The organism is Saccharopolyspora mangrovi (assembly GCF_035320975.1).
In the GTDB taxonomy this organism is placed as follows: domain Bacteria; phylum Actinomycetota; class Actinomycetes; order Mycobacteriales; family Pseudonocardiaceae; genus Saccharopolyspora; species Saccharopolyspora mangrovi.
Map to the genome: position 1 here is coordinate 88,976 of NZ_JAWLNX010000021.1, position 12,017 is coordinate 100,992.

The 12,017-nt window shown below is 70.6% G+C and carries 12 protein-coding genes and 2 pseudogenes; 6 read left to right on the forward strand and 8 right to left on the reverse strand.

Annotated elements, in window-relative coordinates:
* Positions 1-22: 22 nt before the first annotated feature.
* Positions 23-427 carry a hypothetical protein gene (locus R4I43_RS25490; RefSeq protein WP_324268228.1) on the forward strand — a complete coding sequence of 135 codons (405 nt, stop codon included), beginning with the start codon at positions 23-25 and terminating at the stop codon, positions 425-427.
* Between the two features lie 167 nt (positions 428-594).
* The gene (locus R4I43_RS25495) at positions 595-789 is read left to right on the forward strand and encodes a PspC domain-containing protein (protein WP_324268229.1); all 195 of its coding nucleotides are present in this window, start codon (positions 595-597) and stop codon (positions 787-789) included.
* On the opposite strand, the gene R4I43_RS25500 is transcribed toward R4I43_RS25495, so the two are convergent.
* The 4 genes and pseudogenes from R4I43_RS25500 to R4I43_RS25515 form a co-directional block, all read right to left on the reverse strand.
* Positions 753-1,418, reverse strand: coding sequence for a hypothetical protein (locus R4I43_RS25500; protein ID WP_324268230.1), 666 nt, complete (start codon positions 1,416-1,418; stop codon positions 753-755). The two genes, R4I43_RS25495 and R4I43_RS25500, sit on opposite strands and share 37 nt — an antisense overlap.
* Positions 1,415-2,231, reverse strand: a pseudogene (locus R4I43_RS25505) (ABC transporter ATP-binding protein). Before R4I43_RS25505 ends, R4I43_RS25500 begins: the two are co-directional and overlap by 4 nt.
* An 11-nt stretch (positions 2,232-2,242) precedes the next feature.
* Positions 2,243-3,667 (reverse strand): M20/M25/M40 family metallo-hydrolase, encoded by a 1,425-nt coding sequence (locus R4I43_RS25510; protein ID WP_324268254.1) that lies wholly within the window; start codon positions 3,665-3,667, stop codon positions 2,243-2,245.
* Between the two features lie 54 nt (positions 3,668-3,721).
* A pseudogene (locus tag R4I43_RS25515) lies at positions 3,722-4,287 on the reverse strand (GOLPH3/VPS74 family protein).
* 460 nt (positions 4,288-4,747) lie between these two features.
* Here R4I43_RS25515 and pdhA point away from each other — a divergent pair.
* Genes pdhA through R4I43_RS25530 form a run of 3 tightly spaced genes read left to right on the forward strand, consistent with a single transcriptional unit; the run spans position 4,748 to position 8,335 of the window.
* A complete protein-coding gene (pdhA, locus tag R4I43_RS25520) occupies positions 4,748-5,974 on the forward strand; it encodes a pyruvate dehydrogenase (acetyl-transferring) E1 component subunit alpha (protein WP_324268231.1) in 1,227 nt (408 codons plus the stop codon).
* Positions 5,974-6,990, forward strand: a complete 1,017-nt coding sequence (locus tag R4I43_RS25525; protein ID WP_324268232.1) for an alpha-ketoacid dehydrogenase subunit beta — start codon at positions 5,974-5,976, stop codon at positions 6,988-6,990. Before pdhA ends, R4I43_RS25525 begins: the two co-directional genes overlap by 1 nt.
* A gap of 13 nt (positions 6,991-7,003) precedes the next feature.
* Positions 7,004-8,335 (forward strand): dihydrolipoamide acetyltransferase family protein, encoded by a 1,332-nt coding sequence (locus tag R4I43_RS25530; RefSeq protein WP_324268233.1) that lies wholly within the window; start codon positions 7,004-7,006, stop codon positions 8,333-8,335.
* Between the two features lie 43 nt (positions 8,336-8,378).
* Here the strand turns inward: R4I43_RS25530 and R4I43_RS25535 are convergent, their stop codons facing one another.
* The 3 genes from R4I43_RS25535 to R4I43_RS25545 all read right to left on the reverse strand — a co-directional run bounded on the left by R4I43_RS25535 (position 8,379) and on the right by R4I43_RS25545 (position 10,277).
* Entirely contained in the window at positions 8,379-8,849 is a 471-nt protein-coding gene (locus R4I43_RS25535) for a pyridoxamine 5'-phosphate oxidase family protein (protein ID WP_324268234.1), read from the reverse strand.
* 109 nt (positions 8,850-8,958) lie between these two features.
* A complete protein-coding gene (locus R4I43_RS25540) occupies positions 8,959-9,243 on the reverse strand; it encodes a hypothetical protein (RefSeq protein WP_407691312.1) in 285 nt (94 codons plus the stop codon).
* Positions 9,244-9,713: 470 nt separating this feature from the next.
* Entirely contained in the window at positions 9,714-10,277 is a 564-nt protein-coding gene (locus tag R4I43_RS25545) for an SCP2 sterol-binding domain-containing protein (protein ID WP_324268236.1), read from the reverse strand.
* 110 nt (positions 10,278-10,387) lie between these two features.
* On the opposite strand from R4I43_RS25545, the gene R4I43_RS25550 reads away from it, so the two are divergent.
* Positions 10,388-11,065: a TetR/AcrR family transcriptional regulator gene (locus R4I43_RS25550; RefSeq protein ID WP_324268237.1), complete on the forward strand. Its 678-nt coding sequence runs from the start codon at positions 10,388-10,390 to the stop codon at positions 11,063-11,065.
* A gap of 110 nt (positions 11,066-11,175) precedes the next feature.
* On the opposite strand, the gene R4I43_RS25555 is transcribed toward R4I43_RS25550, so the two are convergent.
* Positions 11,176-12,012 carry a MaoC/PaaZ C-terminal domain-containing protein gene (locus R4I43_RS25555; protein ID WP_324268238.1) on the reverse strand — a complete coding sequence of 279 codons (837 nt, stop codon included), beginning with the start codon at positions 12,010-12,012 and terminating at the stop codon, positions 11,176-11,178.
* Positions 12,013-12,017: the final 5 nt, after the last annotated feature.

Here is a 12,017-nt window from a genome sequence, read left to right on the forward strand (position 1 = left end):
TTCTCGTGGAGGTGCTTCGCAGATGCCAGGTCGCATGCTGACCGTCGTTCTCGCCGCAGTCGCGGTGGCAGTCCCCGCCACAGCGGCAACCGCCGCCGCGGCCCCGCCCGCCCCGGTCCAGGTCCAGCTCGGCGAGGCCCGGTGCCAGGACATGTCCGCCCTGGTCAACTCGATGCCGATGCTCGCGCCGGCCTTCCCGGACCCGGCGCGCACCCCGTCCGTGGAGTACCGCATCACCGGGTCTCCGAACGCCCCGATGACCGCGTACGCGGTCAAGATCAACGGTGAGACCAAGGGCTCCGGCTCGGTGGGCGCCAAGGGCGTGGTCATCTCCAGCACCTCGCTGCCCAACAACGCGCGCAGCACCGTCGAGGTCGTCTCCGGCGACCAGGTCCTGGCGACCCGCACCTACACCCCGGCCTGCTGAGCGCGGGACGTCACCGAGGGGTGAGTTCTGGTCGTGGTTGACCGGGCGCATCGGACATCGATCACGGCAACGACGACTGGAACCGCCCCTCCCGGGGACGAGAGCTCCGGGTCCGGTCAGGGGTCGTCCCTGAGGCTCCGCGAGCGCGCGCGGCGCATCGTGGAGTCATGACGACCTACCAGAAGACATCCCTGTCCCGCCCGAAGGACCAGGCCATGATCGCCGGGGTCTGCGCGGGCCTCGCCCGGCGCTTCGACCTGAAGCCGACCACCGTCCGGATCCTGTTCCTGCTCTCCTGCCTGCTGCCCGGACCCCAGTTCGTGGCCTACCTGGTCATGTGGGTGCTCATCCCGAAGTCCTGACGCCACGCGGTCAACGCCGTGGTCAGGACCAGCAGCAGCACCGCCGTGAGGCCGGCCTGCACGAGCACCGCGGGGGGTGCGGTGTCGGCGCCGAGGGCGAACAGCAGTGGGAACGCGAAGGGAACCCACTTCGCCAGCAGCGTCACCGTCAGCCCGACCACCGCCGCGACCAGGGTGTAGCCGATGCGCGGGATCACCAGGGCCGAGCACGGCAGCGCCACGGCGACGCCGAAGACCGTGCAGATCAGGTGCACCAGCAGACCGAGGCCGAGCGTGGCGAGCGGGACGTCGGCGCCGTGCGTGACGGCGCCCCAGCCCACCGCCAGCACCGCGAGCCCGGCCGAGCACGACAGGACGGTCAGCACCACGCCGATCAGCACGCGGGTGGACGAGCCCGCGTGCGCGGCGACGATCATGCGCTGCTCCGGGCCGGACAACCCGGCCGAGGCAATCATCAACCAGGCCGCCGCGACCAGCGAGGAGGCGGCCGTGACGGCGTACCCGGGCAGCGCGGGACCCTGGTTCGCGCTGTAGAAGACGGCCAGCAGTCCGATGTGGACCAGCACCGGTGGCACGTACCGCTGGGAGTGCCCGAGCTCGGCGAGCTGGTAGCGGATCAGCGCGATCACCGCTGCCTCCCGGGGGATTCCACCGCGACGACCGAGCAGCCCAGCTCGATCGCCTCGGCCAGCACGGCTTCCCGCCGCGCCACCTCCACCTCCAGCTCCACGTTCCGGCCGCGGCCGACGTGGAGCACGCCGTCCCGGCCGGACCAGTCGGCGGCCTGGCCGCCGTGCAGCACGATCCGGCAGGTCGCGACCCCGGCTTCGAGCTCGACGAGCCGCCCGCCGGTCAGCCGGTACGAGCGGGTGGCCGCGGTGAGCACGAGCTCCGGGCGGTGGTCGGTGAACACGACGGCGGCGCCGTCGGCCGCCACCTCCGCGATGACCTCGGTGAGCACCGGGCGGGTCTCGGCGTCGAGCCCGGACCACGGTTCGTCGAGCACCAGCAGGTCCGGTTCGGTCAGCAGGGCCTGAGCGAGCGCGACCTTCTGCGCGTTGCCCTTGGACAGCTCGCGCAGCGGTGCGTCCCGGACCACCCGCCAGCGCGAACCTGGCCAGCCAGCGAGCTGCGCGTTCATCGGATTCCGCGCTGGTCAGGCCGCTGATCCGGCCGAGGTGGCGGAGCTGGGCGCGGGCGCTCATCCGCTGCCGCGCCGGGAACCGGTCCGGCACGTAGCCCACGCGCGGTGCGGTCCGGACCGCACCGCCGGACGGCCGGGACACCCCGGCCAGGATCCGCAGCAGCGTCGACTTCTCCGACCCGTTGGCGCCGAGCACGCCGACCACCTCACCGGGGTGGACCGCCAGGTCGACGCCGCGCAGCACCGCGCGCCGGCCGTACCGCCCGGTCACGCCGGACACCGCCGCAACGGGCTGCACGGCGGTGCTGCTCACCTGGTGGCGTGGGCGTCGAGGATGTAGGCGATGGCGCTGGTGATCTTGGACGCGAAGGCCAAGTCGAGGCTCTCGTCCGGGACGTGGGCGTTGCTGTCCGGGCCGAGTGCGCCGGTGACCACGAACTGCGCGTCCGGGTAGGCCTCGTGCAGCAGTCCCATGAACGGGATCGAGCCGCCCAGGCCCATCGTCCGCCAGCTCGCGCCGAAGATCTCCTCTCCCGCGGTGTCCAGCACGCCCGACAGCCACGGGGCCGGGTCGGGGGCGTTCCAGCCCAACCCGGCCTCGGACTGCCCGAAGGTGACGCGTGCGCCGTGCGGGACGTCCTCGGACAGCCGACGCTGCACGGCGGCCAGCGCGGCCTCGGGGTCGGCGGTCGGCGGCAGCCGGAAGCTCAGCTGCAGCGTCGTCGACGGGCGCAGCACGTTGCCCGCGTCGGCGGGCTTGGGCAGCCCGTCCGCGCCGATCACCGACAGCGTGGGTCGCCAGGCGTTGTTCAGCGCCAGCTCGACCTCGTCGTCGGCGACCGGCCGCATGCCCTCGGGCCACGGCACCGAGTCGCGGACCATGCCGGGCACGGCTTCGATGGCCGCGCGGGCCTCGGCGATCCGGTTGTCCGGGATGTCCACGTTGAGCTCGGGGAGCAGGATCTCGCCGGTCGCGGAGTCCTCGACGCGGTCCAGCAGCTGGCGCAGGATCCGGAACGAGCTGGGCACGATGCCGCTGGCGATGCCGGAGTGCAGGCCCGAGTCGAGCACCTGCACGGTGACCTCCAGCTGCACCATGCCGCGCAGCGAGTTGGTCAGCCACATCCGCTCGTAGTCGGCCGCGCCGGAGTCCAGGCACACCACCAGGGACACGGTGCCGAGCCGGTCGCTCAGGTGCTCCAGGTAGGCGGGCAGGTCGGGGCTGCCGGACTCCTCGCCGGTCTCCAGCAGCACCACGCAGCGCGCGTGCGCGCCGCCGTGCGCGCGGACCGCCTCGATGGCGGTGACCGCCGCGTAGCCGGCGTAGCCGTCGTCGGCGGCACCCCGGCCGAAGAGCTTGCCGTCGCGCACCACCGGCGTCCACGGGCCCAGGCCCTCCGACCAGCCGCCCATCGGCGGCTGCTTGTCGAGGTGGCCGTAGAGCAGCACCGACTCCTCGGGCGCGCCGGTCGATCCGGGGACGTCCACCAGCAGCAGCGGCGTCCGCCCGGGCAACCGGACGACCTCGATGTCCGCGCCCTCGATGCCGCGGCCGTCGATCCACGCCCGCACGTGCTCGATGGCGGCGTCGAGGTGTCCGGTGCTCTCCCACTCGGCGTCGAACGACGGCGACACGGCCGGAATCCTCACCAGCTCGGAGAGGCTCGGCAGAACCGCCTCGTCCCACGCCTGGTCAACGGTCTTGGCAACAGCAGCTCGATCCACGAGCGCGATCCTATGCCCGGCCGGAGCCGTTGTCCGGACCTCGCCCGGCAGGTGGGGATGCCGTCAGCCGCCGGTCGCGCCGCCGCTCGCCGCGCCCGCCGCGACGACGGTCGTGGCGGCGAGCATGGCCGTGGTCTGCGCGACGACGTCGCGGACCGCGGCGCCCAGCTGCTCGCCCTTGCTGATCTCCTTGAGCCGCTTGCGCTCGGCCTTGTCCAGGCCGAGGTGCGCGTGCAGTCCGGTGGCGTGCACCAGCGCGGCCAGCAGCGCGAGGCGTTCGTCGAGCTCGACCTCGTTGCGCGCGGCGGCCCGGATCCGCGCGACGAGCGCGTCTCGCGCACCGGGGTCGGGGGTGAACGCGTCGTAGGAGATCAGCAGGAACTTCTTGCGCTCCCGGCGCAACAGCCCTCGCTCGGCGAGGGCTTCGGAGTGGTGCTTGCGGGCGTTGCGGCGGTACCGCTCGGCTCGGCGTCGAGCACGGTCAGCTTCTTGTCCTCCAGGCCGACGCGTTCGGTCAGCACCAGCTCGCCGAGTTCGGCGGCCCCGGTGTGGTCGGAGCTGGCGTAGTAGGAGCCGTTGGACTTGTGCAGCAGCAGCACGAACTCCTCGGGCAGGCTCAGCGTCGTCATGGATCGGAGTCTGGCAGCGGACCGGGCGCGGCGGGACGTTTCCGGCCGAGCTCGTGACGTTTGTCAGCTCAACTCGTGCAACTGGTCTGTTCGGGCCAGCCCCCCACCGGGGTGGTCGTTGTCGTATTTGCGCAACCCGGGCGACCACCTCCCCAATATCGGTACCGCAATGGTCCGTAACTCGTTAGTTGGTCCTCCATTAATTAGATGACCTGCGAATTCGCACTGTCCGAAGAAGAACTAACGTGATCTCACGGGAGTCGGTCGTTCGCCGCTGTACCGATCCACTCCCTGTGGCAGGGCTCACGGAGCACGTGGATTTCGTGCCAGGATGACGAGGAGCGATCCACCGCTCCGCTCGGCCGACCGGGTGACCCACCAGGTCAGCGGGAGGTCGTCGGGGCAGCCGTTCACCACCGCCACAAGCGGTGGACATCGGCGCGACACGAGGAGATCACACATGTCCCCCGAGCAATGGACGTCGTCATCCGGTAATCCGCCCGCGAAGCGCACCGACCTCCCTGCCGCAACCGCAGCCAAGCCCACACGGGAGCAGGTGATCGCCGGTTTGCGCGCGACGAGTGAAGGTGGGGCTGACCTCGTTCAGCTCCTCACCCCGGAAGGCCAGCGGGTCCAGCACCCGGACTTCGACATCGACATCTCCCCCGAACAGCTGCGCGACCTGTACCGCGACATGGTGCTGGTCCGCCGCGCCGACCGGGAGGGCAACGCGCTGCAGCGCCAGGGCCAGCTGGGCATCTGGGTACCGCTGCTCGGCCAGGAGGCCGCCCAGATCGGGGCGGGCCGCGCGTTGAAACCGCAGGACATGGCCTTCCCGAGCTACCGGGAGCACGGCGTGGCCTGGACTCGGGGCATCGACCCCACCGAGCTGCTCGGCATCTTCCGCGGCACCGACCACGGCAGCTGGGACCCCGTGAGCACCGGGTTCCACCTGTACACGATCGTCATCGGCAACCAGTGCCTCAACGCCACCGGTTACGCGATGGGCCAGCGCTTCGACGGCAAGGTCGGCGATCCGGACGGCGAAGCCACGATGGTGTTCTTCGGCGACGGCGCCACCAGCCAGGGCGACGTGCACGAGGCGATGGTCTGGTCGGCCGTCTACGACTCGCCGGTCGTCTTCTTCTGCCAGAACAACCAGTGGGCGATCTCCGAACCCCTGGAGCGCCAAACCCGAGTACCGCTCTACCAGCGCGCCAGCGGCTACGGCTTCCCCGGCATCCGGGTGGACGGCAACGACGTCCTGGCCAGCCTCGCGGTCTCGAAGTGGGCGCTGGAGGAGTGCCGCAACGGCAACGGGCCGGTGCTCATCGAGGCGTTCACCTACCGGATGGACGCCCACACGACCTCCGACGACCCGACCCGCTACCGGATGTCGGACGAGCAGGAGGCCTGGAAGCTCAAGGACCCGATCGAGCGACTGCGGGTGCACCTGATCCGCGAGCACGCCGCCGACCAGGACTTCTTCGACTCCGTCGACGCCGAGGCCGACCAGCTCGCCGCGCGGTTCCGCGAGTTCTGCTTCAACATGCCCGAACCACCACCGGAACGGATGTTCTCGCAGGTCTACGCCGAGGAAACCCCGCAGATCGCCGCCCAGCGCGAGGACTACCTGCGCTACCTGGCCGGGTTCGCCGACGAGACCGTGGCAGGAGGTGTTCACTGATGGCCGCGCCCGCTCTCGAACGCCCGACCGCCGCGTCGGGGACCCAGACGGTCACCATCGCCAAGGCGCTGAACATGGGACTGCGCGCTTCGCTGGAGCGCGACCCGAAGGTGCTGGTCATGGGTGAGGACGTCGGCAAGCTCGGCGGCGTCTTCCGGATCACCGACGGCCTGCAGAAAGACTTCGGCGAGCACCGGGTGCTCGACACCCCGCTGGCCGAGTCCGGGATCATCGGCACCGCGATCGGCCTGGCCATCCGCGGCTACCGGCCGGTGTGCGAGATCCAGTTCGACGGCTTCATCTTCCCCGGCTTCGACCAGATCATCAGCCAGCTGGCCAAGCTGCACTACCGCAGCCAGGGCAAGGTCAGGGTGCCGATCGTCATCCGGGTTCCCTTCGGCGGCGGCATCGGTGCCGTCGAGCACCACTCGGAGTCGCCGGAGTCGCTGTTCGCGCACATCGCTGGCCTGAAGGTGGTGTCCTGCTCGAACCCGGTGGACGCCTACTGGATGCTGCAGCAGGCCATCGAGTGCGACGACCCGGTGCTGTTCTTCGAGCCCAAGCGCCGCTACTACGAGAAGGCCGAGCTCGACACCTCCGTCGACCCGCTGCCGCTGCTGAGCTCCCGCGTCGTGCGGCCCGGCTCGGCGGTGACCGTCGCGGCCTACGGCCCGATGGTGCGCACCTGCCTCGACGCGGCGACCGCCGCGGCCGAGGACGGGCTGGACCTGGAGGTCGTGGACCTGCGCGCGCTGTCCCCGCTCGACCTGGGTCCGGTGTTCGAGTCGGTGCGCCGCACCGGCCGGTTGGTGCTGGTCAGCGAGGCGCCGTCGGAGTCGTCGATCACCTCGGAGATCGCCAGCCGGGTGCAGCAGGAGTGCTTCTACTCGCTGGAGGCCCCGGTGCTGCGGGCGACCGGGTTCGACACGCCCTACCCGCCGTCGAAGTTGGAGGAGGGCTTCCTGCCCGACCTCGACCGGGTGCTGGACGTCGTCGACCGTTCGCTGGCGTACTGAGGGGAGTTCATCGATGGCGCTCAAGAAGTTCCCGCTGCCCGACGTCGGCGAAGGCCTGACCGAGGCGGAGATCGTCGGCTGGAAGGTGCAGCCGGGCGAGAACGTCACCGTCAACCAGGTGATCGTGGAGATCGAGACGGCCAAGGCGTCGGTGGAGCTGCCCTGCCCGTGGGCGGGCACGATCCGCGACCTGCTGGTGGAGCCGGGCCAGACCGTCGAGGTCGGCACGCCGATCATCAGCATCGACATGGCCGGTGCCGAGCCCGAACCGGAACCCGAGCCGGACGAGAGCTCCGGCAAGATCGGCGAGGAGTCCAACGGCCGGATCGCCACGCTCGTCGGCTACGGCCCCCGGACCTCGGCGGCCAAGCGGCGTCCCCGCAAGGACCGGCACGCGGCGACCAACGGCACGGCCAACGGCACTGCGACCGGCACCGCACTCGCACCGCCGGAACCGGCGACACCGCAGGTCGAGGAGGTCGGCGGGACCGTTCCGCTGGCCAAGCCGCCGGTCCGCAAGCTCGCCAAGGACCTCGGCGTGGACCTGCGCTCGCTGGCCGGGTCCGGCACCGGTGGCGTGATCACCCGCGAGGACGTCCAGACCGCGGCCTCTCCGGCCCCGTCCGCCCCGGCCACCCCTTCCGGTGACCGCGAGCGGCGGGTGCCGATCAAGGGCGTCCGGAAGGCGACCGCCCAGGCGATGGTGGACAGCGCGTTCACCGCGCCGCACGTCACCGAGTTCCTGACCGTCGACGTCACGCCGATGATGGAGCTGCGCGAGCAGCTCAAGTCGGACCCGGCGTTCCAGGGCGTGAAGATCACGCCGCTGGCGTTCGCGGCCAAGGCCATGTGCCTGGCCGCCCGCCGGACCCCGGACGTCAACGCGACCTGGGACGAGGCGGCCGGCGAGATCGTCTACAAGGACTACGTGCACCTCGGGGTCGCCGCGGCCACGCCGCGCGGCCTGGTGGTGCCCAAGGTCCGCGACGCCGACGGGATGTCGCTGCGCGAGCTCGCCGAAGCCCTGGAGCAGCTGACCAACACCGCTCGGGAGGGCAAGACGACCCCGGCGGACATGGTCGGCGGCACGATCACCATCACCAACGTCGGCGTCTTCGGCGTCGACACCGGCACGCCGATCATCAACCCCGGTGAGTCCGCGATCCTCGCCTTCGGCGCGATCCGCGACATGCCGTGGGTGGTCGACGGCCAGGTGGTGCCGCGCAAGGTCTGCCAGCTGGCGCTGAGCTTCGACCACCGGGTGGTCGACGGCCAGCAGGGTTCCCAGTACCTCGCCGACGTCGGCGCGCTGCTGGCCAACCTGAGCATGGCCTTCACCTACTGATCGCCGGCAGGGGGCATCTCCGCGTTGCGGGGGTGCCCCCTGCTCATGCCCGCTGGAACGTCCGAACTCCCCGCTCAGGGGTCCACAGCGTGATCACCAGGTGGGTCTGGTCGGCGGACACCTCGGTGGTGACGGCCTCGGTGATCCGGCAGCGGAACAGGTGCGCGTCGTCCTGCGGCGGTCCGACCTCGTCCACCCACGCCCGCTGATCGGTGCCGGTCACCTCGGTGGCGACACCGGAGATCTTGACGTCCGGCTCGGCCATCGAGCCGTCGCCCGGGTTGGCGTGCAGCGCGAATCGGCCGTCGCGTTGCAGGTCCCGGGCCTTGCGGGCGCCGGGCATCGACCCGAGGGTCAACTCGCCCCGGTGCCAGCCGACCTCGGTGCCGCTGACCCGCGGTGAACCGTCCTTGCGCAGCGTCGCCAGCACGTGGTGCTGCGCCGACTCCAGCCGTGCCCGCACGGTCGCGGCCAGCTCGGGCGCCTGCTCGGTGAATTCCTGCCATCCGGTCACGCCGGTCAGCGTGACATGAGCTACCGACAGCGTCCGGACAGCCGAACGGCCCGCACATCCCCCCGGATGGTGCGGGCCGTTCGGCCAAGTCTGTTCAGCGGCGTCCGACTCAGTTGCCCTTGCGGCGGCGTCCGCCGCGGCGGTTTCCGGAAGTACCGGAGCTGGAAGAACCGGACTCCGAGGACGCGGAGCCGGCCGACACGGCGACGGGTTCCGCCGCCTCCGCCGGGGCCTCCTGCTCGGGCTCCTTGGACTTCTGCTCGTCGTACTCGCGGAGAAAGTCGAACGCGTGCTTGTCGAAGTCGTGGATGTCGATCTCCGGCAGTTCGCCGAGCTCGTTGTTGAGCTCCCGGAAGATCGGCGTCTCCACCTCAGGGGTCGTCAACTTCTTCACCGCTTCGCCCTCCCGTTCGTCATCGAAGCGTTGGCCGAGCCGAGCTCTCCCCGCGGGGCTCGTCCGATGAGGTCCGGGCCATCGGCCCTTCGCTCATCGGTGTGACGCGTGCCGTCGCTCATCCTGACGCGACGACGCGCAGTTCATCCGATCGGACCAGTGCCCTTGCACCTGCCCACGCACATGGTGCAACAGCGATCACGATCCAGCCGGATGAATCGATCTCACACATCAGCCAGGCCGCATACTGCCCTCTACAAGGGCAACATCGGTACCCGTTGTGCAATTCCGCACCGTGTCATACGACACTGACCTGCGGTTAACCCGGATATCAAGTTGATCTGCTACTGAATCGAACGGGAAAACGCGAACGGACCGGGCTCCACTGGGGGCTGGGAGCGCGGACCGTTCGCATGGGCCCGGGTCGTCGCGGGGGCTTTCCGCGGACCCGGTGTCGGGTGGGGTGAGGTTCACGCCTTCGGGATCTGGAAGAGCTCGGGCAGGTTGACGGCGAAGCCGATGTCGCCGGAGAGCCTGACCCGCCGCGCCATGACCAGCTTCGGCGCGGTGGTGTTCCCGGAGGTCAGCTGGAGGAAGTCCAGCGGGGTCATGGTGATGGTGACCGTCGGCGCCTCGTGCTGGGCGCCCTCGGTGACCTGGCAGCGGCCGTCGGTGAGCGCGCACTCGTAGTGCAGCAGGTCGTCGTCCTTGCCGATCCGCCAGTTCACCACCGCGTGGCTGCGCTTGGCCTGTTTGGGCTGGTAGTGCTCGCTCATGCGCCGGAAGATCTCGTCGATGATGCTCGCGCGCAGCGCGGGTGCGGCGAGCACGGCGTTGAGCTGGTCGACCGAGGCGCGCGAGATCAGTCGCGCGAACTGCTCGGGGCTCAGCCCGCTGAGGTCGGCACCGCCGGTGGCGGCGGTTTCGGCGGCGGCGCGCAGCAGCTCGACCAGCTCGGTCTTGCCGATCTCCCGCGGGTCGATCTCGCCGAGGACTGCGACGGGGTCGGTCGGGCTCTGCGGCAACGCTGCCACCTCCATTGCCTACTGGGGAGTAAGACTACGTGCGAGTAGGTTGGCGGGCAAGCCACGCAAACTTGAGCCGCTCCACTAATCTGAGGCGAATTACCAGCGTATGAGGTGAGATGGAAGATCATCGGGACAGCGAGCGCCCCCGGTCCCGGCGCCTGCCGAGGGAGGTGCGCGAGCGGCAGATCCTCGACGCCGCCGTGGAGGTGTTCGCCAAGCACGGGTTCCACAACGCATCGATGGACGAGATCGCCGAGACGGCGAGCATCTCGAAACCGATGCTCTACGCCTACCTCGGAGCCAAGGACGCGCTGTTCATCGCCTGCGTCCGGCGCGAGGCGGCCAAGCTGGTCGAAGCCATCGGCGCCGACATCGGGACCGGCCTGGCCCCGGCCGACCAGCTCTGGCACCGGCTGCACATGTTCTTCGAGTACGTGCAGGTCAACAAGGCGGGCTGGCAGCTGCTGCACCGCCAGGGCGACGTCCCCGGCGAGCCCTACGTCCAGGAGCTCTCCGAGTGGCGGGAACGCGCCACGGCCCTGATCGCCGGCCTGCTCGCCGAGGCGACCACCGATCAGAAGCAGCCGATGCAGCCCGAGCAGACCGAACCCTTCGCGGCCGCCCTGGTCGGCGCCGGTGAAGCCCTGGTCGAGTGGTGGTTCCAGCACCCCGACTTCACCGCCGAGGGCATGGCCATGCGCCTGATGAACCTGCTCTGGCTCGGCTTCGGCGAACTCGTCGAAGGCCGCTCCTGGTTCCCCTCCGCGAAGACGGAAACCAGCACCCCCTCCTGACCGGGGAAACAGGTTTCCAATTGAAATCGTGAACCCGGCGGAGCCCGGAGGCCGGACCGGGCGCCCCTCGCGACGTCGGGGGTGGTCGCGAGGAGCACCCGATCCTCGGGTCAGGCCGTGACCGAGCCCCTGAGGTGGGGTTTCCCGGAGCGGGAGTGGAGGGCGAAGTCCCAGCCGGATGCCGTCGGGCGCATCGTGAAGTCGGCCTTCGCCGGCAGCAGCAGGGGCTTGGCGAAGTCGACGTCGACGGTGTACGCCTCCGGCAGCCGGCCCTCCAGGGCCGCCAGGCAGCGGGCCTTGGACCACATCCCGTGCGCGATCGCCTTCGGGAAGCCGAAGGCCTTCGCCGTCAGCGCGTGCAGGTGGATCGGGTTCCGGTCGCCGGAGACCGCCGCGTACTCGCGGCCGATGTCGGCGGGCACCCGCCACACGGCCGAGGCCGAACCGGGCTCGACCTCCCGGCGCTGCTTCTGCGGGGCGCTGTCGTCCCGCTTGCCCACCCGCAGGTAGGTGGAGGTCTCCCGCCACACCACCTCATCGCCGACGCTGGTCTCGGTGACCACGTCGAACTGCTTGCCCTTCGGGTGCGGACGCAGGTCGGCGACCCGCACCGCCTGGATCAGCTCGTCGGTCACCAGCACCGGCCGGTCCTGCTGGATCCGGTTGGCCACGTGGACCAGCCCGACCAGCGGGAACGGGAAGCGCTTGTCGGTCATCAGCTGCACCGACGCGGGGAACGACAGGATGTGCGGGTAGGTGATCGGCAGCTCGTCGCGCAGCCCGAACCCGCAGACGCGGTTGTACTCGGCGAGCTCGGCCGGGTCGACGGTGATCCCGCGCCGCACGTACTCGGTCTCGGGCAGCTCACCGCCGCGGCGGGTCGGGCCCGTCGCAGCGGCCTTGAGGTAGAGCGGCCCCAGGCTGGGAGCGGTGAAAAGTTCCGGCATCTCGT